The organism is Bdellovibrio bacteriovorus HD100, assembly GCF_000196175.1.
Taxonomy (GTDB): Bacteria; Bdellovibrionota; Bdellovibrionia; order Bdellovibrionales; family Bdellovibrionaceae; genus Bdellovibrio; species Bdellovibrio bacteriovorus.
The window spans coordinates 1,672,700-1,697,790 of record NC_005363.1; the positions used below are offsets into that span (position 1 = coordinate 1,672,700).

Genomic DNA, 25,091 nt, shown 5'->3' on the forward strand with positions numbered 1-25,091 from the left:
TTACTTCCCGAATCCTTTGTGGCTTTCAAATGGGAATGTCAGATAAAGGGAGATGTAGGAATAAGACTTGTTCAAGTCAATACCCACTTCCGCGCCCATATTTACTTCTTTCCAGTCAACATAGTGGAATTCGCTTCCCAACGCCAGGTTGGAAGCAACGAAGTTTTCGTCTTTGGTGTTCAGGAATGTAAACGGCACCGCCAGGTAAGGCACGGTCAATCCGTATTCTGTGTCAAAGCGTTTGCTGACCAGGGGGGCAAACTGGAATTGGATCAGGTTTTCGTCCTCATCGCGGGCAATCCCGGCGCCAGCACGAAGGCCCATCGCAGGCTGGTTGTCCACGTCAGGGATCGGGATCCATTTAACGCTGGCAAAAGTGTTAAAATCCACAGCTCCTGCGCCCATGCTGATGCGTGCGCTGGAAGAATCGCTCAGGGCCGTATCAAAGAACACGTTGAAGTTGGCACCATTACCTTTGTTGGTCAAAAGCTGAGGCTCAACACCCACTTGATATTTGCCAGGAGCCAAAAGCTCGCCGGATTCCGCGATGCTCAGGTAAGCATGCGCTTGAGAGGTTAGAAACAGTCCGAAAACGAAGTATTTAGCAAAATTCATGGATAAAAGCCTTTCGATTCAAAAAATGGTATCGAGTCGTGAATCGTTTGACAAGACCTTGATCCAAAGAGAATCTGATTCCGTGACGAAACTTCCCATTTCCCTCGTGATCATTACCTTGAACGAAGAGGCGCACATTGAGCGCTGCATTCGCTCCGCCCCCTTTGTTGACGATGTTGTCGTGGTCGACAGCTTTTCGACGGATCGCACCGTTGAGATTGCTGAAAAGTGCGGCGCCCGGGTGTTCCAGGAAAAATGGAAGGGTTTTGGTCCACAAAAGGCCTTTGCAACGGCTCAGGCAAAAAACGATTGGGTGTTGTCCTTGGATGCGGATGAGGCTCTCAGTCCAGAACTGGCTTCCGAGTTGTATGAAAGCTTTCAATCCCTGGATCCCGAAGCGGGCTATCTGTTCCCGCGAAAGTCCTTTCATTTGGGGCGCTGGATCGTGCACGGCGGGTGGTACCCTGACTATCAACTAAGGCTGTTTAATAAATCCCGTTCCCAGTGGAATTCCGCGGACGTACACGAAAAAGTGGAAGTCAAACGCATGATTAAAATGAAGCGGGATCTGCTGCACTGGGTGTTTGATGGTCTGAGTGACCAGGTTGTTACCAACGACCGTTATTCCACCCTGGGCGCCAAGCAGTTGGCGGCTTCAGGCAAGAAATTCTCTTACTTAAAGTTGATCTTTAAGCCTTGGGGCAAGTTTATAGAGACCTATTTTGTAAAGCGCGGCTTTATGGATGGGATGCCGGGCTTTGTGATCGCCGTCGGAGCAGCCTATTCGCTGTTCTTGAAGTTCGCCAAACAGTGGGAGATGGAACGTGTTCACAAAAAGCCTGAATAGTCTTCTTGCGGTTCTTTTGCTGGCGGGGGGCTCTTTGGTGGATTCCCATGCTTTTGCGACTCCTCCCAAATATCCCGCGGTTCGTGAGGTTCGTGGACAGGTGTGGGTGACGGGGAAAGACGGCAAACGTTTGTCTCTAAGGGGCGCCACCACTCTGCGTGAAAAGGCGACCCTGGAAACCTCTCTGGACGGGGAAGTTAAAGTACAACTTGATGAAAAACGCAGTTTCACCGTTTTGGGTGCAAGTGAGCTGGTTATTCCTGTGATCAGTTGGGAAGGCGGCGAGGCTCCGGTTTTGAACCTGAAGTCGGGCCATCTTCACTGGCGTCAGTCCCTCAAGGACAAGGGGGCTTACAATGTGGCCGTGCGTTCGGACATTTTCGAATTCATCGCCCCGGCCGGGGATTATGTCCTGAGTATGGATCCGGACAAAGCTTTTGCCGGCGTGAAGATGTTTGAAGGTTCCATGGAGTTTTCCGCCCTGAACGGCGAAGATTCGGCGAAGGTTCAAAGTGGGCAGCAGGTCGGGTTCCAGGGTGTGCTTGAGGGCGGTGAAATTGCCTATGACATCCTTTTGCAGGGCCGGAAGATCCCTCGCGGGCGACTGACCTCAGTCACGGCTATTGATTTGAAGGAATTGTCCAAGGCCAGTGAGGCGGAAAAAATGCGCCTGAAAAAACAGGCCTCGGAAAAAGAGCGTGCTGCCAAGGCGAGGGCTGAAAACAAGAGAGCGGGATCCATTTGTGAAAAGCCTGCCGGGCGCTTTAACGAATGCTCGTGGACCTGTTTAAACAATCCCAAGAAAGAAAAGAAGGTCTGTCGGGTGGAAATGGCAGGGGTGTCCTGCGTTCGTCACCGCTGTAACGCCAATGGCGAATGGGCCGAAGAAACGGTCCTTGATGCCGAAAAAGGGGGCAGCGCCTGTAAGGCGCAGGTGGTCGTAGGCCCTTGTGATTATTAGACCTTTTTAAAATCTGTCATCCGGGGCCATTTTCGTGCTTGCACTTTCTTTGGCAAGGCCCTATAAAAGATCTTCCTTTGTGGTGGGTATAGCTCAGTTGGTAGAGCATCGGATTGTGATTCCGAGTGTCGCGGGTTCAAGCCCCGTTACTCACCCCAATTTTTCTTCGAATTTCAAAAGGGAGCTGATTCAGCTCCCTTTTTTTATTTCTAAACTCCTGTAAAAGACAAAGTGCCGCGACTCTGAACCCGGCGTATGCTTTTTCTATGAAGTTACTTCTGTTGATCGCATTTTCGCTTCTGTTGGGGTGTCAAACCCGTCCGGGTCCTATTCAGATTGATCTGCCTCAGTTGAAGTCTTATTTGACTCAGAAAAATGAAGTCGCCCCGTGGAGCAGTAAAGCTCGCACGGCATCCTTGGGGGGACGTGCCCCCAGTCAGCAATTAGCACCGACCTTCGGAATGCCTTTCAGTCAGGCCAAACACAAGGCCCATGTTCTGGATGTGCGCAGCGAAGCGGATTTTGCGCAGTTTAATATGAGCATGGATCCCAGCACCCAAATGCCCGTCAGTAATATTCCGGCCTTCGTGTTAAAACCTTTGTCGCCGGAGGCGGCTGTAAAGGTGATCGGAGAAAAGGGCATGACGGCGGATTCGATCATTATCGTGGTTTGCAGTCAGGGGGCGGGGGCTCCGGATATCGCTCAGCAGATTTTCACTTGGGGCTTTCCCCGGGTGTTGAATTATTCCGGCGGTTATTCCGGACTGCCAGGCTGCCGGGGACAGTAATATTTTCCAACCAACTATAAACAAAAAGTCTTTTCTTTGTGTTCGATGAAAATGCCCGTATATGAATTGCACTCAATTAAATTCAACGGAGCCTTGGATGAACATGAAGGTACTGGTATCCCTTTTGGTGATCGCGTCTGTCGTAAATGCACAGGAGCAAAATCCCCCTCTGACCCTGGAAGAAGCCGCCAAGCTTTATAAGCCCACCTACAAGACCAACTTCAGTACCGATATGACGGCTTTCATGCAGAACTCGCCGATCTTTAATGGACTGGGTTTTGTATATGTCAATCCCAACGGGGTTTCTCCAAAGATCACTGAAACGGTGACCTTCAACACCAATACAATCAAAGTCCCGGTCACTACGACGACAATTGTGGATGTGCCATACACTTATACGGTGCCTGTGACCACCACCACCACGGTCACGGTGCCTTACACCTACACAGTCCCTGTAACGACCAGCTGGACAACGACTTCTGTGGTTCGCACCGAAGTTGTCACTCCGTACTCAGTTATTTCAAATTCGGGCAATTTCAACCTTACTGCTGGAGTGTCTCCGGTCATTCAATCCACCGTGGGTGATGTGGTCAATATGGCAATGGCCAGCCCCCACAGCCTGCCAAAGAGTGAAAACTACCAGCTCGTGGGAACTGATGCTCCGGGATACTGGGTGGTGAATGGCGCTCCGACGAGCGCTGCGGACGTTCGCGCCGCGATTGGGTCAAAGGGTTCTAATCAGCCCTTTGATCCCTGGGGTGCGGGGGCGGTGGATCTGTCGGGCTGGACGACTACGGGAACAAGCAGCTCGTCTGTCACAAATGTTGTCACCAATCCTGCAGACTATGTCGATGGCAACGGAGTTCTGCACCGTGGTCGCACTGTGACCGTTTCAACTTATTCTTCCGTTGAAGATCGTACCATTGTTCGTTTGTATTCTTGGAATGACTCCAACGGAAATGGCATCGTTGATGATACGGATCAGGTTCAGATCCTGCAAGGCGGGCGCTTCACTGGCGAGGCCACATCAGTGGACACCATTGAAAGTGGCGAACGCGTCACCTACCGAGAAGAAACGGTGACTGAACATCACACGGCCACCCATCAGGAAGAGCGCACAGGCACTCGTGAAGAAACCCGCACCGAAACTCACGATGAAGAGCGCACCGGTGTTCGTCAGGAAGAGCGCACTGAAACCCATGAAGAGGAACGCACCGAAACAACCAAACAGGTGACCCAGAACAAGAAAAACGTCTGGAAATTCAGTTTCTCTCCGATCCTGTCATTGGACGTGCAAACTCCGACCAAGATCACAAGTCTTGATTCCCAGTTTGTGGTTCCGACGGTGTCTGAAGGTGTCAGCAGAAAATTCATTGAGCCGGCATCTCAAAACAAGGGCTTCCTTGTTGAAAAGAAAATCGCCGTAACAGGTGTCGTGGGCGGGAATGTGGTGGCTCAGTATTCCTCTTGGAAACCGGGCACGGCGATCACCTTGGGGATGGCTCCCATTGCCGGGACAGAGAAAACTTACCGTACTGTTGTTAAAACCGGCTACGAGGCCGAAAACGTATCGGTGCCTTCTGTTCCGTCGAAGCTGGCGGATCTGAAAAAGCTTAAAGTCGGCGACTCCCTGAGTTTTGCTCAAACGGGTGGGGTTATGTTCTCTGCGGGTGTGGCTTACGTGGCCATGAACGTGGGTGTGAACTATGTGGCTTTCGGCCAGTGGAAAACCGAAGTTCAAAGAGTCGGCGACAGCATCTATTATGTGAATCGCACGGCACTGAAGCTGAATAACTTTGGTGCTTCTATCGGAACCACCCTGACAGTGGCCTATACGGCCAACCAGTTTAAATCCACAGATTCTCAGTTCTCGTGGTTGTTCAACGCCGCCGACCCACAAGGAGCCAAGGCCCTGGAGAACTTTGTTTTCAAAGGGATTGCCCTGGATGCCCAGAAAGTTGTGGACTCCAATGGTGAAGCTTCAGTGATGAAAGTCACCAAGCAGGAAAATATCGCCCGCGGCGCCATGCGCACGATCAGCATGGGGGTGCCTTATGTCACCGCCAGCTGGGGTAAAGGTCGTATCAACTCCACTCAGTTGACCCAGTACTTCCCTGACAACACGTTGGGGGATGCGAACTATTCTGTGTACTTGAAAGCGCGTGACAGTCGCATGTTCAACTGGATTGAAAACTCAACGACAGCATTCTCTGCTGGCCGCTACTTTGTTCGTGATGTGAATACCAATGATCTTCAGGACTCCGGCTATATGGGGCAGTTCATTGTGTCTTACACGGACACTCATACCAAGGGCTCAGAGCTACAGCGCGTGGTGAATCAACTGGTGGCATTGACGGGGATGCATAAAGAGCTTTATGTCAAAGTTCCGGATATGAAGAACATCGGTTATAGCACTCTGGCCTTCAGTTTGAATTTTGATAAGTCAGCCACGGATTTCCTGATGGCTTTGGCAACGGACCGCCAGGCTTCGCGCAAGCTTGAAAGAGACGCTCAGGTGTTCCTGAATGGTTATATCCGCTCCAACGGCTTCAACAGAGCGCAAAACTCTTCCGACCAGGATCCTATCAAAATGTGCGGGACGGTGTACAACCTTGATATCAGTGTTTGTATCCGCCAGGCGCAGGACGCCACTTTGCACGCCACCGGCGAGGCAATTGTTAATCTTCGTGATATGAAGCTGGCTTTGGATCGCGGTAATCGTAAGGCCTTCACTGTGGCTTATGCGGACTTCGGCAAGTCTTTGACTTCCAGCCCGTTCACATTCCAGGCGATCTTGTCTGCGGCGGTGGCGGGGACAGCGGGTAAAGGTGTGACCTCTTCTTACAGTGTCTCTGGGACACGCATTAAGAACTACTCTTTGACGCCAAGCTGGGACGCTGCTTTGGTGAATGAAGTAAAACCTTTGGTTCAATAGGCCCCCGACATTCAAAATTCTTAACGAAAGCCAGGTTTCAGGACCTGGCTTTTTTGTTTTTCATTGCTATAGTTCTGAATGGATTGCGAGGTGCTTATGCAGGCCGGTTCCGTTTCAGACGTTGTGGGTCACACACCGTTAATCAAACTTCAATCTCTTTCAAAAATCACCGGATGTGAGATCTTTGCCAAAGCCGAATATCTGAATCCAGGTGGCAGCGTGAAAGATCGCACAGCGCTGGGAATCATTCAAAGCGCCGAAAAACAAGGTCTGCTGAAGCCCGGGGACACGATTGTGGAAGGCACCGCAGGGAATACGGGGATTGGTCTTGCCACGCTGGCGGCGCAGCGGGGGTACCACTGTGTGATCGTGATGCCGGACAACCAGTCCAAAGAAAAATACCATGCGCTCGAAGCCCTGGGTGTGGAGCTTGTGAAGGTCGCTCCCTGTCCCTTTGCCAATCCCAACCACTTCTACCACACAGCACGCGCCCTGGCTGAATCTCGCCCCAATTCCTTTTGGGCCAACCAGTTTGAGAACACCGCCAATTTCGAGATTCACTACAAGACGACCGGCCCTGAGATCTGGGAGCAGATGGGTCAAAGGGTGGACGCCTTTGTTTCCTCTGTCGGAACCGGAGGAACGCTGGCGGGAGTGTCGGCCTATTTAAAAGAACAAGATCCCAAGGTATTCACGCTTCTGGCGGACCCCATGGGCTCGGGTCTTTATTCGTTTGTAAAAAGTGGAAAGTTCGAAGCGCAGGGCAGCTCGATCACTGAGGGGATCGGGATCATGCGCCTGACCGAAAACTTTAAAAAGGCCCGTGTTGATGAGGCCGTTCAAATCCACGACGAACAAATGCTTTCGATGCTTTATTACCTGGCTCAGCATGAAGGATTGCTGGTGGGGACATCGGCGGCCTTGAACATCTTTGCCTCATACCAGTATGCCTTGCAAAACCAGGGAAAGGGATTGCGGATTGCGACTGTGATGGGAGACTCGGCCCTTCGCTATCAATCCAAGGTGTTTAATCCACAGTTCCTGAATGAAAAGAACCTGAAAATTATGCCTTTGATTCATAGTTAACGGTGGATAAGAGTCCGGATTGTGATAGGTGTTTACTTATGAAGTACAAGATCCGCGATATCGAAAATTTTATCCATACCAGCACCTGCTCCACGATCATTCAGGCGGCGCAAAAGCTTGAAATCAGCCAGCCGGCACTTTCAGAAAGCCTGAAACGTCTTGAAGCAGACTTGGGCACAATTCTTTTCTATCGTTCCCGGTCTGGAATTCAGCTGACCCCGAGTGGTCGGGTGTTTTTGGGAAAAGCCCAAAGAGCGCTGCAGTCTTTGCAGGAACTGGATTTTTCTTCTGACCAAGTGCGTGTTTTTGCCGGGCGCACGGTGACCATTGGTTGTCATGGGACCGTCGCTCAGTACTCCATCCCCAAAGCTGTTGCTTATTTGAAGGAAAAAGCACCGGACTTTAAAATTGATCTTCGTCATGACCTTTCACGCAGTATTCAGACGGAAATTCAAAGGGGAAATATTGATATCGGCGTGGTGATCAATCCTGCCGAGGTCCCGGACCTGGTGATTCAAAAGATGGCCCAGGACACGGTCGGTGTTTGGGCGGCAAAGAATGAATCCTACGACACCATCATCTGCAACCTGAATTTGTTCCAGACGCAGTCCATCCTGAAAAAATGGAAGGGCCGCCCGGAAAAGGTGATTTCCACCGACAGCCTGGAGCTGATTTGTAAAATGGCGCATGAGCGCATTGGCTACGGAGTTGTTCCGGGGCGCGCCGTGGAGATGTCCGGACTTAACCTGAAACACCTTTCTCAGTTTCCAGTCTACAGGGATCAGATTTCTTTGGTGTACCGTCCCGAGTTTGGAAAAATTCCGGCAGAGAAAATGGTCATTGAGGCTTTGAAGCATTCCATCCTCGGGCTATAGGCCCGAAGGATAGGTTTCAGGTATTTCGCTCCGGTCGATTTCCTGTTTCAGCGGGCTCAGGGCGCGGGACTCATCAAAAAACAAAAAACTGTCATAGCGTTCTGCAATTTTGGTCGAAACATAATTGCCGCGCTCGTGGTGAGGATTATAGACGACGCCCACGGCGCGATGTCCCCGGGACTGGGCCCAGGGCTTTAAATGATCGTCGCTGCTGAAGTTCAAAGAAAAGTTTTTGAATCCCGAAGCAAAGGCCACCTGATGGAAGAGGTCCTCATAGCTTCCGCTCTGCGCCCGGGGAAGATTCATGACCCGCACAGGACCGGCCCAGGCCGGAGAGGCAATAACACTTCCCTGATAGCTTCCAAAACCCACCAAGGCCACATTGTTAGCGCCAAAGATCTCCCGGGCAAGTCCGCCAATGTTAACGCTTCCTTCAAGTACCATGTCGGTGGCGCGGTAATCGCCAACATGGGTGTTGTGTGCCCAGACGATGGCTTTGGAGTCCCGTCCATAGTGTTCCAGCAAGGCCTCCAAAGACTCCAGCATGTGCCGGTCCCGCACATTCCAAGAGCTGTCTTCAAAGGAAGTCATGGCTCTGTAATAGTTCTCCGCGTTTTTGATCACCCGGGCATTTTGGATGGCATCAAACAAGGCGCCATCAGGCCGGGTCATGTGCTTCTCAAGCAGGTCTTCCAGCGCGGCGACTGCTTCGTCTCTGCAGCCCTTAAAGTTCCGCAGCAGATCTTTCACGTACTTCTTTTCGTCATGCCGGTAAGAGGCAAAGCAGCTGTAGTATTCCTTAAGAGGTCCCGCCAGGTCGGGCTCAATCCCTCCCACGGTTTTGATGATGGCATCAATGGATTCAAACAACGAATAAACATCCAGTCCGTGAAAGCCAACGGGCTTTTCGTTTTTCAGGTGATTGTGTGAACGAAGCCAAGTGGTGAAGTCCCGGACTTCTTCATTGGCCCACATCCACGCTGGCCAGCGTACGAAATGAGAAAAAGGCAGTTTGTCCAAAGTGCTGGCACGGACATAGCGGTCCAGGTTCTGGCAAGATGGCCAGTCGCCTTCCACGGCGACGAAACTGAAGCCGTGTTTGCTGATCAGTTCCTGGGTGATTTGCGCGCGCCAGTGATAGTACTCATGTGTACCGTGTGAGGCTTCTCCCAGCATGACCACTTTGCGGTCTTTGATATTATAGATCACGTCCTGCAGATCTTCGTGACGCTGCAGGGGGGATTGGCGTTTTACAAGCTCTTCAATATTGGTGGGGATCATAAGTGCTCCGGCTACTTTTTGGAGCTGTGTGCGGAAGAGCTGCGGTTGCGGGTGAGACCGTCATGGCGGGTGTTGGTGTCTATTTGATCAGCACCCTGATGCCCTGAACGATAATTTTCACCTTTTTCCAGTGACGCTTCCATTTTCTTTCGCAACTCGGATCCCCGGACTGCATGAACTTTTTTGTCAGGCATAAGGCCTCCTGCAACTATTTTCCTTCTTTTAAGCCGGTCCGGGGATTTAAATCCCCGCGAACTGATTTAAAACAAGAGCATGATCTGTCAAAAGGCCTGTGGATCCTCAATTTTCCTTTTTAGAAGTTGGTGATCTCACCAAAGGTGGAGCTGATTTTTTTCAAGCCCTCATAATCATGTTTCAAAATCGTGTGGGCTGAAACAATCACTGCAGACATCAGCTCTTCGGGGGCTTTGGTTTTTTCCTCATAGGTCGCAAGCTTTTCAAAACTGCGCATGGACTTTTGCTGCTCTTCAATCCATGCCAGATAGCTGGCTTTAGAGACTTTGACCACCTGAGTGGAGAAGGTCGCCTGGTTGCGCTCTTCCTTTTTCTTCTGCGAATAAAGACCTTCACGTACCAGATCAATAAAGAAATACGCGATGCTTTTAATAAAGGATTCCGAATGGGCCCGGGCCAGGGCGCCGTTTCCCAGATTGGGAACCGTTTTAAAGGCCGGTTTAACCTTTTGTTTGCCGGTCACACGAATCAGATCATGTTTTTCCAGGCCAATAAGATATTTGTCGGTGGATCGGGCCGTTAGTTGATACTCGTCAGCAATCTGTTTGGGGGTCATTCCGTCAAAAAGCTTCATCAGGTATGCAAAGTAATTTTTGTTCTTGGCCAGGAAGGCATCCTGCTCTTCGGTGAACGAAGGACTTCCGGTTTCTTCTTCTGCAGTCAAAGTTTCGATCTCTGCAAGATTGGTATCTAAAATCTCACACAGGTGCAGAAGCCGATTCAGCGTAAGTTCTTCGGGCCCCAGAATTCTTTTGATTGTGGGAACGGAGCATTCCATCTGTTCGGCCAGGCTTTCATAAGTCAGACCTTTCTTTTTTAGAAGAACTTTAAGAACTGCTTTTATTTTCTGGGACTTAAACTCGTTCACGGGATCCTACCTTTTAAAGTGTTTGCGAAATTCGCGTTCCAGAATGTGACTGCTATCCACATCAAGACTGTCAAAACCAAGAAGCGAACACACAATGTAAAAAACTTTTTTCATTTGAGACCTGCCTCTTTCTGAAAGCCTCATCGCTTTCTGAAACCAGATTGCGGCATTTGGTTCGGAGTCTCAACCATCATCCCAAGGGTATCAATATTTGATCTTTAAATCCATAAAAAGGCTCAAAAACAGATTATAGTATCGTAAATAGATCCCTATGCTGGGACTGCTTCGCCCCTCGAATATCTCTCCAGTTGTCGGCATTCTTGCTTGCTGCTAATTTCCCGCCACTATGTCACCAGCTTTATTATCAGTACGCCAACCTGTTCTTATCATGTCTCTGGTCATTCTTATGCTGACTCTTGGAGGCATCTCTTTAAAAAACCTTCCCATCGATTTGTATCCGGATGTCACGCTTCCCACGGTGGTGGTTGTGACCTCTTATGCCGGTGCCGGTCCTCAGGAGGTAGAAACCGAAATCACCAAGGTACTGGAGGATCAGGTCTCGACCATCTCCGGAGTGCAAAAGGTCTCTTCCCAGAATATGGAAGGGGTGAGCATCCTTAGTATCGAGTTCTCTTTAAAGACCAATTTGAATTTCGCCGAACAGGAGGTCCGCGCCAAAGTACAAAACTCCATGCGTGAACTTCCTGATGATGTCGACGAACCGGTCATCAGAAAGGTCGGGCCATCAGATGCGCCGATCATGTATATTTCACTCCAGGCGGATATGGAGGACGGGAAGCTTTACGATCTCGCCAAAGAGATCATTTCCCCGCAATTCGAACAGGTCTATCAGGTCGGGCAGGTCGAAATCCTCGGGGGCCGCAAACGTGAAATTCATGTCAGCTTAAATCGAGATCGTCTGAACGGTACGGACATCTCGGCCAGCACTGTGGCTGAAGCCCTGCGCAGCGGGGGGCGAAACATTCCCGCTGGTAAAATTGATGTTGGTGAAACCCAGTTTTCTTTCCGCACCCTGGGGCAATATCAATCGGTGAATGAGATCGGTTCGACCGTGCTTCGCCTGGCTGACGTCTATCATCCAATCACCATCGGCACGGTGGCCAGGATCGAAGACACTTTGCAGGACGAAAGCTCGCGCAGCCGTCTGAATGGAAAAAAAGCCATTAACTTTAGCATCTATCGCCAGTCCGGAGCCAACTCGGTGAAGGTGGCCGACGACATCGCCAAGAAGGTCGCCAAGATCAACGAGGACTTCAAAGCTCAAGGTGTTGATGCTCAAATGAAGATCGTTCAGGACACCAGCAACAAGATTCGCGCGAATGTCTATGACGTTTATGAATCCATCATCTTTGGGGTGATCCTGACGATTCTGGTGGTTTATTTCTTCCTTGGCAGCATGAAGTCCACGCTGATTACGGGCTTTGCGCTGCCGAACTCGCTGTTGGGGGCGTGTATTATGATGGGGATCTTCGGGTTTTCCATCAATATCATGAGTCTGCTGGCAATGAGCCTGGTCGTGGGTCTTTTGGTGGATGACGCCATCGTGGTGCGGGAAAACATCTTCCGTAAACTTGAAATCGGCATGTCTCCGAAAAAAGCCGCGGTGGTCGGCACCAATGAAGTGACTCTGGCGGTTGTGGCCACCACGTTGACGATCCTTGCTGTGTTCGGTCCGATCGGAAATCTGCAGGGTATTGTCGGGCAGTTCTTTAAACAGTTTGGTCTGACAATCTGTTTTGCCATGATCGTCAGTTTGTTTGACGGCCTGTTTGTGGCGCCGACCCTGTCAGCTTATGTGGCGGGGGAACATTCACACAAACCTCCTACATCCAAGTTTGGCATCTGGAATCAAAGAGCTTTGAAAGCCTTTGACCGCTTCCAGACCCGTATGGAGCAATGGTATGTGAAAACTTTGGGCTGGGCCCTGGCGCATCCGGCGAAAACCATTCTGGCCTCGGTCGGGATCTTTGTCTTTTCCCTCTTTATTGCCACGCGCGTGCCGTTCACGTTCCTGCCGGCGCAGGACAACGGGGAATTCTATGTGCAGTTCGAGCTTGCCCCAGGGGCCAGCCTGGACGGCACGGACGTGATTGCCAAAGAAATCGAAAACCGCACCCGCAAGTTCCCAGAGATCGAGGATATTTTGACCTTTGTGGGGACCGGCAACGGTGAGCCTCACAAGGGAAGTCTGTATATCCGCCTGGTGCCGTCTAAAAAACGCAGCATGAACACCACAGAGACCAAAGCGGCTTTGCGTGAAGCCTATAAGGGGTTGGAGAAGTACAACATCATCGTGACTGACAATCCCGGGCAGCAGAACAGCCGTCAGTTCAACCTGAATATCGTGGGTCAGAACATGAACGATCTGATTCAGTACTCTGAAAAGGTGCTGGCAAAGCTGAAGGCCGAGCCAGGGCTGTCCCAGCCGGACACAAGCTATCGCGCCGGAAAGCCCGAGTTCCAGGTTCAGCTAAAGCGTGAAAATGCCCAAGCCTCCGGGGTTTCCCTGATCGGCGTGGGTATGGAGCTTCGTACTTTGATCGAAGGTCAGACTCCAGCCATCTATCGTGAAAATGGGGTGAACTATGATGTGCGTGTGCGCCTGCAGCCGGATCAGCGTGACTTGCGTGAACAGTATCCAAGCCTGAAGGTTCCAAACTTAAGCCAGCGCCTGGTGCCTTTGGTGAATGTGGCCCATTTGAAAGAGGCGCAAGGCCCGTCAGTGATCCTGCGTGAAAATCGCAACCGTTACATCCAGCTTTCCGCCGATATCACGCCGGGCGGTAAAGGTCTTGGGGGCGTGATCGCTGAAATCAACAGTCTTTCCAAGACAGAGTTGAAGCCACCTCCAGGTGTGACCTTTAGTTTCGTGGGTGAGGCCGAACGTTTTGCCGAGCTCATGACCAACATTCTGGTTTCTTTGGGGTTGGGTGTGATGTTCATTTATCTGGTGCTGGCAAGCTTGTATGGCTCGTTCATCACTCCGGTGACTATCATGTCGGTGATTCCGCTGGCAGCCTGCGGGGCCTTTTTGTCGTTGTTTATCACTCGCTCCAGCTTCGATTTGTTCTCGATGATTGGGTGTGTGATGTTGATGGGCCTTGCGACGAAGAACTCCATCTTGCTGATTGATTCTGCGGCCGAACAGCAAAAGCACGGCACATCTCCGACTGAGGCGCTGCTGAAAGCCGGTGAAACCCGTCTTCGTCCGATCATCATGACCAGTCTTGCCCTGATTGCCGGGATGGTTCCAGTGGCGATTGGGTTGAACGAAGCTTCCAAGTCCCGCACAAGCCTTGGGATTGTCGTGATCGGGGGAACAATCAGTTCGACGTTGCTGACACTATATGTGATTCCTGCTGTTCACCTGTATGTGGATCGGTTCCAGAACTGGTTCATGGCAAAGTACCGCAAGGTCTTCGGCCACGACGAAACAGTGATCTAAATATAGAAGCCGTCCCAAGGGGCGGCTTTTTTTATGCCCAAATTCACTCGGCCTCTGCACCAAGGTGAAGGGTTGTAAATGTAAGCTGGCACTATAGATGGATTCTTTCTTGAGCGACTCTTTTCAGTAATAGAATAGAACAAACGAACCAGGAGGTTCTTATGGCTTCAAAACAAGGTGAGAAAGAAAGCCTCTCCCATAAAGTGGGGGACAAAATCGAGAAGGTTGGTCAGAAGATCTCTGAGAAAGCCCCCAAAACAGGTAAGGCCATCCATGATCTGGGGGATAAGATTGAACACATGAATGACAATAAGAAGTCCCGCCGTACTTAATAAGCGGTTTCAGGGCCCCTTTTCTTATATAGAAGGGGCTTTTTTCGTTTTGCGATCTCTTTTAATGGGGCAAAAGACGGTTGTATCCAGAGATTTCCTCTGAAATGCGGGATAAATGGGCTCCTCTTTTCTAGGCATGAAGCGCTGCGGAGTCGTTTTGTGCCCATTAAGGCGGCATAAAGCGCAATTTTTGCCCTATTTTTCTACACTTTTATTTATTTAAAAAAGGCCTTGCCTGAAAAGGGCATTAGGCCTATAAATCAGGACCTCACCGACGTTATGTTTGATTCCAAACACAGACAGGGTTCTTAAGTAGTTGATTTGAATTCAATTATTTTCGGCGCGTTTGAACGTTGATTGAGGATCAAATATTTTTTCGAAAAAGTTCTTTTGAAAATTTTCGAAAAAATGTTTGAGAGGGTGTTGACAAGAGCTTAGCTCTTCGATAAAACCTCTACCTCGCCGCTAAGTTAAATTAACGGTGAGCAAGATTCGCTCTTTGAAAACTGAATAGCTAGATAAAATAGATTTTTGGGCTCTTTGAATACCGAGTAATTGGTATTCACAATTTCAAAAAATATTCGAACAAACAATAGCGTAAAAGCTAGCTGTTTGCTTCTAAACAGAATTTAAACTGGAGAGTTTGATTCTGGCTCAGAACAAACGCTGGCGGCGTGCCTAATACATGCAAGTCGAACGGGGAAAGCTTTCGGGTGAGTACTAGTGGCGCACGGGTGAGGAACGCGTGGATAATCTGCCTTAGAGTGGGGGATAACTAGTCGAAAGATTAGCTAATACCGCATAAGACCACAGGAGCTGCGGCTCTAGGGGTCAAAGGTTTTTCGCTCTAAGATGAGTCCGCGTAAGATTAGCTAGTTGGTGAGGTAACGGCTCACCAAGGCGACGATCTTTAACTGGTCTGAGAGGATGATCAGTCACACTGGAACTGAGACACGGTCCAGACTCCTACGGGAGGCAGCAGTAGGGAATATTGCACAATGGAGGAAACTCTGATGCAGCGACGCCGCGTGAGTGATGAAGGCCTTCGGGTCGTAAAGCTCTGTCGCAGGGGAATAACACAATGAATGTACCCTGTAAGAAAGGATCGGCTAACTTCGTGCCAGCAGCCGCGGTAAGACGAGGGATCCTAGCGTTGTTCGGAATTATTGGGCGTAAAGCGGATGTAGGTGGCTTTGTAAGTCAGATGTGAAAGCCCAGGGCTCAACCCTGGAAGTGCATTTGATACTGCGAAGCTTGAGTGTCGGAGAGGTTACTAGAATTGTTGGTGTAGTGGTGAAATACGTAGATATCAACAGGAATACCGGAGGCGAAGGCGGGTAACTGGCCGAACACTGACACTGAGATCCGAAAGCGTGGGGATCAAACAGGATTAGATACCCTGGTAGTCCACGCCGTAAACGATGGATACTTGTTGTTGGAGGTATTGACCCCTTCAGTGACGAAGCTAACGCGTTAAGTATCCCGCCTGGGGAGTACGGTCGCAAGATTAAAACTCAAAGAAATTGACGGGGGCCCGCACAAGCGGTGGAGCATGTGGTTTAATTCGATGCAACGCGAAGAACCTTACCTAGGCTTGACATGTACTGGAAGACTGGCAGAAATGTCGTCGCCCGCAAGGGTCGGTACACAGGTGCTGCATGGCTGTCGTCAGCTCGTGTCGTGAGATGTTGGGTTAAGTCCCGCAACGAGCGCAACCCCTGCATTTAGTTGCCAGCATTCAGTTGGGCACTCTAGATGGACTGCCGGTGTTAAACCGGAGGAAGGTGGGGATGACGTCAAGTCCTCATGGCCCTTATGCCTAGGGCTACACACGTGCTACAATGGTAGTCACAGAGCGAAGCTAAGCCGCGAGGTAGAGCAAATCGCTTAAAAGCTATCTAAGTTCAGATTGATCTCTGCAACTCGAGATCATGAAGTTGGAATCGCTAGTAATCGCGGATCAGAATGCCGCGGTGAATACGTTCCCGGGCCTTGTACACACCGCCCGTCACACCATGAAAGTTGGCTGTACCAGAAGTCGCTGCGCTAACCGCAAGGAGGCAGGCGCCCAAGGTATGGTCGATGATTGGGGTGAAGTCGTAACAAGGTAGCCGTAGGGGAACCTGCGGCTGGATCACCTCCTTTCTAAGGATTATCCGGTCAATCTTCATCAAGACTTGTTCTTGATAAGTTAAAATGACCCAATCTTAGGTCAACTTACTCTTCCCGAGTAAGTGAGTCCCAAAAATCTATCTAGCTGTTTAGTTTTGAGAGAGTGAAGCCTAATGGGCCTGTAGCTCAGTTGGTTAGAGCACACGCTTGATAAGCGTGGGGTCGGAAGTTCGAGTCTTCCCAGGCCCACCAAGTTCTACTGTACTGGAATGCGGTGTAAGTTAGCGTTTTACTTTGAACGATTTTCGTTCTTTGACAATTGAATAGATTGATTTAGTTGATTTTTAGCGAGGTTAGTTCCATTTTTTTAAGCTACAAAGGGCTTACGGTGGATGCCTTTGGCACTAAGAAGCGATGAAGGACGTGGTAAGCTGCGATAAGCTTCGGGGAGTGGCACACACACTTTGATCCGGAGATTTCCGAATGGGGAAACCCACCATTTATGGTATCACTCAATGAATACATAGTTGTTTGAAGCGAACGAGGGGAAGTGAAACATCTCAGTACCCTCAGGAAGAGAAATCAATTCCGAGATTCCCCCAGTAGTGGCGAGCGAACGGGGAACAGCCTAAACCTTATTCATTAATTTGAATGAGGGGTCGTGGGACCGCAATGTGGGACCGGAGAAGTTAGAGTAACAGTCTGGAAAGTCTGGCAAGATAGGGTGATAGCCCCGTACTCGAAAACTTCGAAGGCCCTAGCGGCATCCCGAGTACCACGAAACACGTGAAATTTCGTGGGAATCTGTGAGGACCACCTCATAAGGCTAAATATTCCTTAGTGACCGATAGTGAACAAGTACCGTGAGGGAAAGGTGAAAAGAACCCCGAGAGGGGAGTGAAATAGAACCTGAAACCGTAAGTCTACAAGCAGTTAGAGACCCTTAAGTGGTCGATAGCGTACCTTTTGCATAATGAGTCAGCGAGTTATGTTTGCATGCGAGGTTAAGCCGTTGCAGGTGGAGCCGTAGCGAAAGCGAGTCTGAATAGGGCGATTTAGTATGCAGGCATAGACCCGAAACCCGGTGATCTAATCATGGACAGGTTGAAGCGAGGGTAACACCTCGTGGAGGACCGAACAAGTTGAGGTTGAAAACTCTTTTGATGATCTGTGATTAGGGGTGAAAGGCCAATCAAACTGGGTGATAGCTGGTTCTCCCCGAAATATATTTAGGTATAGCGTCAGGTAAAAAATATCATGGAGGTAGAGCACTGAATGGGCTAGGGGTCTTTACCGGATTACCAAACCCAAATAAACTCCGAATGCCATTGATATGTTCCCTGGCAGGCAGACTCAGGGTGATAAGGTCATGAGTCGAGAGGGAAAGAGCCCAGACCAACAGCTAAGGTCCCTAAATGCACGCTCAGTGGAGAACGTTGTGGAGTTACTTTGACAACTAGGAGGTTGGCTTAGAAGCAGCAATCCTTTAAAGAAAGCGTAATAGCTCACTAGTCTAGTGACTCTGCGCGGAAGATACAACGGGGCTAAGCGTGTTACCGAAGCTTTGGATTAAGATATTTTATATTTTAGTGGTAGGGGAGCGTTCTAGTGTAGGATGAAGGTTGACCGGTAGGACAGCTGGACGAACTAGAAGTGATCATGCTGACATAAGTAGCGTTGAACTCGGGTGAAAAACCCGGGCGCCGAAAACTCAAGGATTCCTGGGTAAAGATAATCTTCCCAGGGTTAGTCGAGCCCTAAGACGAGGCCAAGTGGCGTAGTCGATGGCAAAACGGTTAATATTCCGTTACCTAGCAAAATGTGTTTAAGGAATGACGGTGTAGGATATCACAGCCTCTTATTGGATTGAGGTGTAAGCATGTAGGAGGATCAGTAGGCAAATCCGCTGGTCGTAACTCTGAGGTGTGAATGCGAGGGACTTGTCCCGGAAGTGTGAAAAGCCATGCATCCAAGAAAAGTTTCGTAAATTTAGTTTTGTTAGCTCGTACCGTAAACCGACTCAGGTGAGTGGGGTGAATATCCTAAGGCGATGGGGTGAATTTTGGTCAAGGAACTCGGCAACTTAACACCGTAACTTCGGGAAAAGGTGTGCCCGCGAGAGTGTAAGGATTTACTCCCCAAGCTTTTTCGGGTCGCAGAGAAATGGGAGTAGCGACTGTTTATCAAAAACACAGGTATGTGCAAAGTCTCAAGACGAAGTATACATACTGACGCCTGCCCGGTGCTGGAAGGTTAAGAGGATTAGTTAGCGTAAGCGAAGCTGAGAATCGAAGCCCCAGTAAACGGCGGCCGTAACTATAACGGTCCTAAGGTAGCGAAATTCCTTGTCGGGTAAGTTCCGACCTGCACGAATGGCGTAACGACTTCTCCGGTGTCTCGACCAAATGCCTCGCGAAATTGAATTCTCGGTGAAAATGCCGAGTACCCGCAGAAAGACGGAAAGACCCCGTGAACCTTTACTGTAGCTTGGCAGTGATTTTAGAGTTGGCATGTGTAGGATAGGTGGGAGACTTTGAAGCAGTGGCGCTAGCCATTGTGGAGTCAACCTTGAAATACCACCCTTGGCACCTTTGAAATCTAACCTGCTGCTCTTTACGAGCAGAGGGACACTGTCTGGTGGGCAGTTTGACTGGGGCGGTCGCCTCCCAAAAAGTAACGGAGGCGCGCGATGGTCCCCTCAGCCTGATTGGAAACCAGGCGTCGAGTGCATTGGCATAAGGGGGCTTGACTGCGAGACCTACAAGTCGAGCAGGTGCGAAAGCAGGCCAAAGTGATCCGGTGGTCCCGCGTGGAAGGGCCATCGCTCAACGGATAAAAGGTACTCCGGGGATAACAGGCTTATTCCATCCAAGAGTCCATATCGACGATGGAGTTTGGCACCTCGATGTCGGCTCATCACATCCTGGGGCTGGAGCAGGTCCCAAGGGTTTAGCTGTTCGCTAATTAAAGTGGTACGCGAGCTGGGTTCAGAACGTCGTGAGACAGTTTGGTCCTTATCTTCTGTGGGCGTATGAGATTTGAGTAGACCTGTCCTTAGTACGAGAGGACCGGGATGGACGAACCTCTGGTGTTCCTGTTGTTCTGCCAAGAGCAATGCAGGGTAGCTATGTTCGGAATTGATAACCGCTGAAAGCATCTAAGCGGGAAGCAAACTACAAGATTAGATCTCACTGGGGCTTCGGCCCCCTAAAGACCCCTTGGAGACTACGAGGTTGATAGGCTGAAGGTGTAAGTACAGCAATGTATTGAGCTGATCAGTACTAATAGGTCGTGAGGCTTTTTTAAAAAACATTCTTCTTAGATTTATCTAACGAAGATTTCGTCTCAGAGACTTCCTTAATTGGAACGAGAGACTAGCTCTCTGAATAAGTAAGAGAGTGAAATGTGGAACTAACAGCGACTCGCTAAAAATCAATTAAATCAATCATTCAGTTGTAATGATAAAAAAGAAAGTAACTTCTCCATTTGTATTGGAAGTAAGTTGCAAAGAACGAAAAGGTTAGTGTAAGAAGCTAACCACTTTGATTAATAAACGCTTTGCTGGTGTTTATAGCAGAGGGGCCACACCTGATCCCATTCCGAACTCAGAAGTTAAGTCCTCTTGCGGCGATGGTATTGCATTGGTGACAATGTGGGAGAGTAGCACGACGCCAGCTCTATTTTACTTGAACCCGGGTTACGAAAGTAATCCGGGTTTTTTTGTATCCAAAATCCTGCCCGAAACCTACTCCGTGGGCTTCGCGTTGAAGTGCCTTCCTGGCAGTTCAATAGGACCGACAACCTCTTTATCGCCTCAATCAGATGCAAAATTTTACTGGTGAAGGTGCTTACCAGGGTTGGTGAGTGCGACCGCTGGCGAAGAGGCTCGGATCTTTTCTGCCATTTTCACATCAATCAGAGACGTCGAGCTTGTCCTTTAGAGGTCCCTTTTTGTTTCAAAAGGGGAATATCTATAAACACAGAAATGTGTAATCAAACAAAATTTTGACTAAAAATATTCACTGTGTCTCATCACTAAAGCCATGAAATGACTGCATAATCTCATTGGAGTCGAGTCGCTAGAGCTTTTTTTGAAGGGCTGTGGTATTCTAGTTATATCAAATACAGGAGATTTCTCCTGTTCGCTTTTTAAGTCTTTTTTGTCGACTGGTTCAAAAAAAGATCTCTCGGAGATTCATCCGAGACACGGGGTAAACACAATTTAATACGATAGAAAGGGTCGAGATGCGACAGGGTGTCTTATGGCATACGTGTATCTTGCAGCAGCAATTATCTTTGAGGTTTTCGGTACGATCACAATGAAGTACTCAGAGGGGTTTACAAAGGTGCTCCCATCCGTGCTCACGGTAGCATGTCATGGGATCTGCTTTATAAGCCTCACTGTGGCGCTTAAATATCTTCCGGTCAGCAACGTCTATGCGATCTGGGCGGGAGTGGGAACGGCTTTGATGGCCTTCCTGGGACTGGTTATCTTCAATGAACCGCTGCCACTTCAAAAAGTGGTCGCCACAACATTGATTATCGCCGGTGTGGTCATCCTGAATCTGGGTGAAAGCAAAAAAACCGAAGAGCAGGTCGCTAAGGTGGAGGCTCCGCATATTGAGCCGATTCCTTCGGCCGTGGTTGTGCCGGTTCCAGCGGCTCCAACCGTGTCGGCGGCTCCACGCAACGCGGGTTGAGGCATTTCCTCAGCAGTAAAATTCAAAACAAAAGAGAGTGGTTCAATACCACTCTCTTTTTTTATTTTCTCTAGAAAGAATGTACGTTCAACTTCAACTACTACTATTACTACTTCTACTTTTATTACTTCTTCTTCTTCTTCTTCTTCTTCTTCTTCTTCTTCTTCTTCTTCTTCTTCTTCTTCTATTTCAATTTCAATTTCTATTTCTATTTTTGCCTCTGCCTTTTGAAGGAACAGCTACTAGTTGTGGCGCTCGTGGAGTTTTTCATCCACAAATTCTGTGAGCCTTTCAAAAGGTGTCTCTTTGCGAGAAGCATAATGAATAAAGTCTGTCAGCAGGGTCTGCAGCTTTTCAAACTGTTTTTCGTCCTTGATTTGATCGTTCTGATCAAATGCCTGGTCTGCCTTGGCCAGGCCAAAATATTCCGGATACACATAGGAACCTAAAATATGCAGCGGCACTCTTGCGTGCAGGTTGCCTCGCACTCCCCCCAGATGACCCGGTGAGGCTCCAATCAGCAGAATCTGTTTTTTACTCAGAGGCACCGGTTTGATTCTGGACAGCCAGTCGATGGCGTTTTTGAAAGTGCCGGGAATGCTGCCGTTATATTCAGGACTGGAGATGATCACCGCATCGGCATCGCTGATCATTTTTCCCAGAGAAAGGGCTCCGACAGGGATGCCTTCGGTGCTTTCCAGATCGGCATCATACATGGGAAGTGGGAATTCGTTGAATTCATGCAGTTCCACTTCGCAAAAAGGCAGGGCCATGACACTTTCTGCAGCTACGCGGATAAGTTTTTTATTGTAGGAACCATGACGTAAAGACGCCGCGAACATAAAGACTTTCATTTGGCACCTCGCTGACCAAGGTAGTGTCTCATTGCGACGCCAAAGGGCGGATGAAATTGCGAAGAATGTTCCAAAATACAGATTTTTACTTTTTCTTTATGCGATCCGGGGCCGAATTTACTCGGCCTTGAGGGGTAGAGTTCTAAATTGTTGTCATACAAAGGACAGTGATTATGGGTTTTAACTCTGCAGATCTTATTCAGATCATTTTGACGTTGGGCGTGGTTGTCGTGGCAACTCCGATCCTGGGCAGCTATATGGCCAAAGTCTTTCAAGGCGAAAAGACATGGCTTTCTTCTTTACTTCGCCCCCTGGAGTCGGGGACTTACCGTCTGACCGGGGTTCGGGAAAATGATGAGATGGACTGGAAGGAATACTTCCTGTCTCTGCTTTTCTTCAACCTGATCGGTATTGTCGTGGTGATGTTTCTGCAGATGTTGCAGGCGGCGCTGCCTCTGAATCCGCAAGCCTTGCCGAATACGAGCTGGCATCTGGCTTTTAATACAGCAGCGAGCTTTGTTACCAATACCAACTGGCAGGCTTACTCTGGTGAAAGCACCTTGAGTTATCTGACTCAGATGCTGGGGCTGGGAGTGTAGAACTTTGTCAGTGCGGCTACGGGGTTCTCTGTGTTCCTGGCATTCACTCGCGGGATTGCGCGCAAGCAGGTGACGGGGCTGGGGAATTTTTGGGTCGACCTGACTCGTTCCACGGTGCATGTGCTTTTGACGTTTTCTCTGGTGCTGGCTTTGTTCCTGGTGGGCGAAGGTGTCGTGCAAAACTTTTCCGCCTATGTTCCTGCCAAGACCATCGAGGGTGCGGAACAACTTCTTCCGCAAGGCCCGGCGGCTTCTCAGGTGGCGATCAAACAGCTGGGTTCCAATGGTGGGGGTTTCTTTGGAGTAAACAGTGCTCATCCTTATGAAAATCCGACTCCATGGAGCAACTTCCTGGAGATGATTTCTTTGATTCTTCTGGCCTCCGCCTGCACGTATGTATTTGGTGTGATGGTGGGATCAAAAAGACAGGGTTGGGGCTTGTTTGCCGCTATGATGTCTATGCTGGTGGTGATGCTCGCTCTGTCGTTGTGGTCGGAATACGAACTCCGCTGACGGCCATTATTGGCTCGGCATCGGCGGTGCTGGATGAAAAAGTTTCTGCCAATAAAGAAACCCGTGAGCAACTGGCTCAGGACATTGTGGATTCGTCTTTGCGCCTGAATCAGGTGGTGGAAAATCTTTTGGACATGTCCCGGTTGAATTCCGGGGCTTTGCGTTTGAAAAAAGAGTGGGTTGATCTGGAGGATGTTCTTTCCGGCCTGCCGGGTAAGCTGGGCCGTCTGGTGGCACGCCACAAGCTGTCAGTGGTGAACTATCTGGGGTCTTGTTATGCCCAGATTGATGAAAAGCTGTTTGAACACGTGCTGTTGAATCTTTTGAGCAATGCTGTTCGTTATGCGCCTGAAGGTACTGAAATCACATTACGCCTTGAAATGGAAAATCGCCGCATTCTTTTGCGGATATTGGATCAAGGGCCGGGGATTCCACAGGACAACCTGAAAAATATCTTTGAAGCCTTCTATCGCGTTCCTGGCAGTGCCACGGGCGGTGTTGGGTTGGGGCTGGCAATTGTGAAAGCTTTGATTGAAGCCCATGGCGGCAGGGTCTATGCTCAGAATCGCAAGGATAGGTCCGGAGCGGAGTTCGTCGTGGAACTTCCCTACGAGAGTCCTCCTGCGGATTTAGAGGACGGAAGATGAAAGAGAACTTGAAGAAAGTTTTGGTGATTGATGATGAAGCCTCCATCCGTAAGCTTTTGCGGGTGAGTCTGGAAGCCAACGCCTATCAGGTGGAAGAGGCTCCCAGCGGGCGAGACGGGTTGGCGGCGGCGGCGTCATTGCGACCGGATCTGGTTCTTTTGGATCTGGGCCTGCCGGATATGACAGGGCTGCATGTGCTGTCGGAGCTGCGCAGTTGGTCTAAAGTGCCGGTGATTGTTTTAACTGTGCAGGATTCCGACAATGATAAGATTGCCGCTTTGGATGGCGGCGCGGATGATTACATCACCAAACCTTTTAGTGTGCCGGAGCTGTTGGTGCGCATGCGTGTGGCTTTAAGGCATTCACCGCAGAACGCCGCTGAAAAAACCGAGATGGTCAGTGGGCCGTTGAAAGTGGATGTTCCCGGTCACACCGTGACGGTGGAAGGGGAGCTCGTTAAGCTGACCGCGACCGAGTTTAATATTTTAAAAGTGCTGATCAAAAACAAAGACAAAGTGGTCACCCATCGCATGCTTTTAAATGAAGTCTGGGGGCCTAATTCTGTGGAGCACACTCATTATTTGAGGGTGTATGTGGGCGGTTTGCGTAAGAAGCTTCACATCCGAGAGGAGTTGGCCGAGATCATCGTCACAGAAGCCGGCGTTGGATACCGGCTGCTGGATCTTTAGATTACTTTTTCAGGATGGATTTTTTAAGGGTGGCTACGCCATCGTCAGAAGGCTTGCCCAGCCAGATGGAGAAGATCTTTTCGATGAATCCCGCCGGACCTTTGATTTCAGACACGTTGCCGGAAGTTGTTTCGTAAAGAACAGCTTCGCTGCCATCTTTCAATTTTGCACCCAGAACAGTCAGCGCTTTGCCTTCTTTGGCTTCGCCGCCTTTTGCGACAGAGTCCAGGAACTGTTTCACGGACGCTTCGTCAGAGCTCACGCCGTTGGCTTTCAGAGCTTCTTTGAAGGACTTTTGCACGTTATCGGCATCCACGCCACGCAGGAAGTGCATCTGGATGGCAACGGCTTGCTGATCCTTCAGCGAAGTCAGGGCTTCAGCATCGGTTTTCTTGAAGGTTTCAGGGGAGCTGACGAAAAGCTGGCCCACGTAGACTTTCACGTTTACGAAAACCACTTTCTTGGCGCGAAGACCGGCCCCCACAGAGGTCAGCTTCAGCGATTCGTTTTCAACGTTGGCGGTGGCGGAAGTGGACAGAGTCACTTTTTCCACTTTTTCACCGGTTCCCTCCGGTGTCAGCAGGGCGGCCATGGAGTTTACAGACAAAAGAACGGTCGCAAGGGCTGCGATAAGACGTTTCATACAGGTCCTTTCTCGTATTGGTCCA

General features: G+C 49.7%; 17 protein-coding genes, 2 tRNA genes, 3 rRNA genes and 1 pseudogene. 17 read left to right on the plus strand and 6 right to left on the minus strand.

Going from position 1 to position 25,091, the window contains the following annotated elements:
• Positions 1-615, minus strand: coding sequence for a hypothetical protein (locus BD_RS07925; RefSeq protein ID WP_011164208.1), 615 nt, complete (start codon positions 613-615; stop codon positions 1-3).
• Between BD_RS07925 and BD_RS07930 the strand changes: the two genes are divergently transcribed.
• From BD_RS07930 to BD_RS07960, 7 genes are all read left to right on the plus strand, one after another.
• The gene (locus BD_RS07930; RefSeq protein WP_011164209.1) at positions 614-1,462 is read left to right on the plus strand and encodes a glycosyltransferase family 2 protein; all 849 of its coding nucleotides are present in this window, start codon (positions 614-616) and stop codon (positions 1,460-1,462) included. The genes BD_RS07925 and BD_RS07930 overlap by 2 nt on opposite strands.
• Positions 1,440-2,423 (plus strand): hypothetical protein, encoded by a 984-nt coding sequence (locus BD_RS07935; protein WP_144313816.1) that lies wholly within the window; start codon positions 1,440-1,442, stop codon positions 2,421-2,423. The genes BD_RS07930 and BD_RS07935 overlap by 23 nt, the downstream gene beginning before the upstream one ends.
• Positions 2,424-2,505: 82 nt before the next feature.
• Positions 2,506-2,581, plus strand: a tRNA-His gene (locus BD_RS07940).
• Positions 2,582-2,689: 108 nt separating this feature from the next.
• Entirely contained in the window at positions 2,690-3,211 is a 522-nt protein-coding gene (locus BD_RS07945; RefSeq protein ID WP_011164211.1) for a rhodanese-like domain-containing protein, read from the plus strand.
• A 97-nt stretch (positions 3,212-3,308) separates the two neighbouring features.
• Positions 3,309-6,146: a hypothetical protein gene (locus BD_RS07950; RefSeq protein WP_041583526.1), complete on the plus strand. Its 2,838-nt coding sequence runs from the start codon at positions 3,309-3,311 to the stop codon at positions 6,144-6,146.
• Positions 6,147-6,242: 96 nt separating this feature from the next.
• Entirely contained in the window at positions 6,243-7,232 is a 990-nt protein-coding gene (locus BD_RS07955) for a cysteine synthase A (RefSeq protein ID WP_011164213.1), read from the plus strand.
• A gap of 38 nt (positions 7,233-7,270) precedes the next feature.
• The gene (locus tag BD_RS07960) at positions 7,271-8,107 is read left to right on the plus strand and encodes a LysR family transcriptional regulator (protein ID WP_038449023.1); all 837 of its coding nucleotides are present in this window, start codon (positions 7,271-7,273) and stop codon (positions 8,105-8,107) included.
• Here the strand turns inward: BD_RS07960 and BD_RS07965 are convergent.
• The 3 genes from BD_RS07965 to BD_RS07975 form a co-directional block, all read right to left on the minus strand.
• On the minus strand, positions 8,102-9,388 hold the full coding sequence (locus BD_RS07965) for an erythromycin esterase family protein (protein WP_011164215.1): 1,287 nt from the start codon (positions 9,386-9,388) through the stop codon (positions 8,102-8,104). The genes BD_RS07960 and BD_RS07965 overlap by 6 nt on opposite strands.
• An 11-nt stretch (positions 9,389-9,399) precedes the next feature.
• Positions 9,400-9,582, minus strand: coding sequence for a hypothetical protein (locus tag BD_RS07970; RefSeq protein WP_011164216.1), 183 nt, complete (start codon positions 9,580-9,582; stop codon positions 9,400-9,402).
• A gap of 119 nt (positions 9,583-9,701) precedes the next feature.
• Positions 9,702-10,511 carry a helix-turn-helix domain-containing protein gene (locus tag BD_RS07975; protein ID WP_011164217.1) on the minus strand — a complete coding sequence of 270 codons (810 nt, stop codon included), beginning with the start codon at positions 10,509-10,511 and terminating at the stop codon, positions 9,702-9,704.
• A 346-nt stretch (positions 10,512-10,857) separates the two neighbouring features.
• Between BD_RS07975 and BD_RS07980 the strand changes: the two genes are divergently transcribed.
• From BD_RS07980 to BD_RS08005, 7 genes are all read left to right on the plus strand, one after another.
• Positions 10,858-13,977 (plus strand): efflux RND transporter permease subunit, encoded by a 3,120-nt coding sequence (locus BD_RS07980; protein ID WP_011164219.1) that lies wholly within the window; start codon positions 10,858-10,860, stop codon positions 13,975-13,977.
• A gap of 161 nt (positions 13,978-14,138) precedes the next feature.
• Entirely contained in the window at positions 14,139-14,309 is a 171-nt protein-coding gene (locus BD_RS18260; protein WP_011164220.1) for a hypothetical protein, read from the plus strand.
• 631 nt (positions 14,310-14,940) lie between these two features.
• Positions 14,941-16,454 (plus strand): 16S ribosomal RNA (locus tag BD_RS07985).
• Between the two features lie 142 nt (positions 16,455-16,596).
• Positions 16,597-16,673 (plus strand) — tRNA-Ile (locus BD_RS07990).
• Positions 16,674-16,786: 113 nt separating this feature from the next.
• Positions 16,787-19,727, plus strand: a 23S ribosomal RNA gene (locus BD_RS07995).
• Between the two features lie 254 nt (positions 19,728-19,981).
• Positions 19,982-20,098, plus strand: a 5S ribosomal RNA gene (rrf, locus tag BD_RS08000).
• Together the 16S, 23S and 5S rRNA genes with 1 tRNA gene alongside form the textbook arrangement of a ribosomal RNA operon.
• 585 nt (positions 20,099-20,683) lie before the next feature.
• Positions 20,684-21,121, plus strand: coding sequence for a DMT family transporter (locus BD_RS08005; protein WP_011164221.1), 438 nt, complete (start codon positions 20,684-20,686; stop codon positions 21,119-21,121).
• A 242-nt stretch (positions 21,122-21,363) separates the two neighbouring features.
• On the opposite strand, the gene BD_RS08010 is transcribed toward BD_RS08005, so the two are convergent.
• Positions 21,364-21,975 (minus strand): NADPH-dependent FMN reductase, encoded by a 612-nt coding sequence (locus BD_RS08010; protein WP_011164222.1) that lies wholly within the window; start codon positions 21,973-21,975, stop codon positions 21,364-21,366.
• A gap of 257 nt (positions 21,976-22,232) precedes the next feature.
• Between BD_RS08010 and BD_RS18335 the strand changes: the two are divergent.
• The 3 genes and pseudogenes from BD_RS18335 (at position 22,233) to BD_RS08025 (ending at position 24,423) form a co-directional block, all read left to right on the plus strand.
• A pseudogene (locus BD_RS18335) lies at positions 22,233-23,087 on the plus strand (potassium-transporting ATPase subunit KdpA).
• Positions 23,006-23,734: a sensor histidine kinase gene (locus BD_RS08020; RefSeq protein ID WP_162145207.1), complete on the plus strand. Its 729-nt coding sequence runs from the start codon at positions 23,006-23,008 to the stop codon at positions 23,732-23,734. Before BD_RS18335 ends, BD_RS08020 begins: the two are co-directional and overlap by 82 nt.
• A complete protein-coding gene (locus BD_RS08025) occupies positions 23,731-24,423 on the plus strand; it encodes a response regulator (protein WP_011164226.1) in 693 nt (230 codons plus the stop codon). Before BD_RS08020 ends, BD_RS08025 begins: the two co-directional genes overlap by 4 nt.
• A 1-nt stretch (position 24,424) precedes the next feature.
• On the opposite strand, the gene BD_RS08030 is transcribed toward BD_RS08025, so the two are convergent.
• Positions 24,425-25,066 (minus strand): chalcone isomerase family protein, encoded by a 642-nt coding sequence (locus BD_RS08030; RefSeq protein ID WP_048349738.1) that lies wholly within the window; start codon positions 25,064-25,066, stop codon positions 24,425-24,427.
• Between the last annotated feature and the right edge of the window lie 25 nt (positions 25,067-25,091).

Excerpts from the sequence above, each read along its gene's own strand:
- BD_RS08005 (WP_011164221.1), top strand. The coding sequence starts at position 20,684 with ATGGCATACGTGTATCTTGCAGCAGCAATTATCTTTGAGGTTTTCGGT.
- BD_RS07950 (WP_041583526.1), top strand. The coding sequence starts at position 3,309 with ATGAACATGAAGGTACTGGTATCCCTTTTGGTGATCGCGTCTGTCGTA.
- BD_RS08025 (WP_011164226.1), top strand. The coding sequence starts at position 23,731 with ATGAAAGAGAACTTGAAGAAAGTTTTGGTGATTGATGATGAAGCCTCC.
- BD_RS08010 (WP_011164222.1), bottom strand. The coding sequence starts at position 21,975 with ATGAAAGTCTTTATGTTCGCGGCGTCTTTACGTCATGGTTCCTACAAT.
- BD_RS07955 (WP_011164213.1), top strand. The coding sequence starts at position 6,243 with ATGCAGGCCGGTTCCGTTTCAGACGTTGTGGGTCACACACCGTTAATC.
- BD_RS08030 (WP_048349738.1), bottom strand. The coding sequence starts at position 25,066 with ATGAAACGTCTTATCGCAGCCCTTGCGACCGTTCTTTTGTCTGTAAAC.
- BD_RS07965 (WP_011164215.1), bottom strand. The coding sequence starts at position 9,388 with ATGATCCCCACCAATATTGAAGAGCTTGTAAAACGCCAATCCCCCCTG.
- BD_RS07930 (WP_011164209.1), top strand. The coding sequence starts at position 614 with ATGGATAAAAGCCTTTCGATTCAAAAAATGGTATCGAGTCGTGAATCG.
- BD_RS07945 (WP_011164211.1), top strand. The coding sequence starts at position 2,690 with ATGAAGTTACTTCTGTTGATCGCATTTTCGCTTCTGTTGGGGTGTCAA.
- BD_RS18260 (WP_011164220.1), top strand. The coding sequence starts at position 14,139 with ATGGCTTCAAAACAAGGTGAGAAAGAAAGCCTCTCCCATAAAGTGGGG.
- BD_RS07960 (WP_038449023.1), top strand. The coding sequence starts at position 7,271 with ATGAAGTACAAGATCCGCGATATCGAAAATTTTATCCATACCAGCACC.
- BD_RS07980 (WP_011164219.1), top strand. The coding sequence starts at position 10,858 with ATGTCACCAGCTTTATTATCAGTACGCCAACCTGTTCTTATCATGTCT.
- BD_RS07970 (WP_011164216.1), bottom strand. The coding sequence starts at position 9,582 with ATGCCTGACAAAAAAGTTCATGCAGTCCGGGGATCCGAGTTGCGAAAG.
- BD_RS07925 (WP_011164208.1), bottom strand. The coding sequence starts at position 615 with ATGAATTTTGCTAAATACTTCGTTTTCGGACTGTTTCTAACCTCTCAA.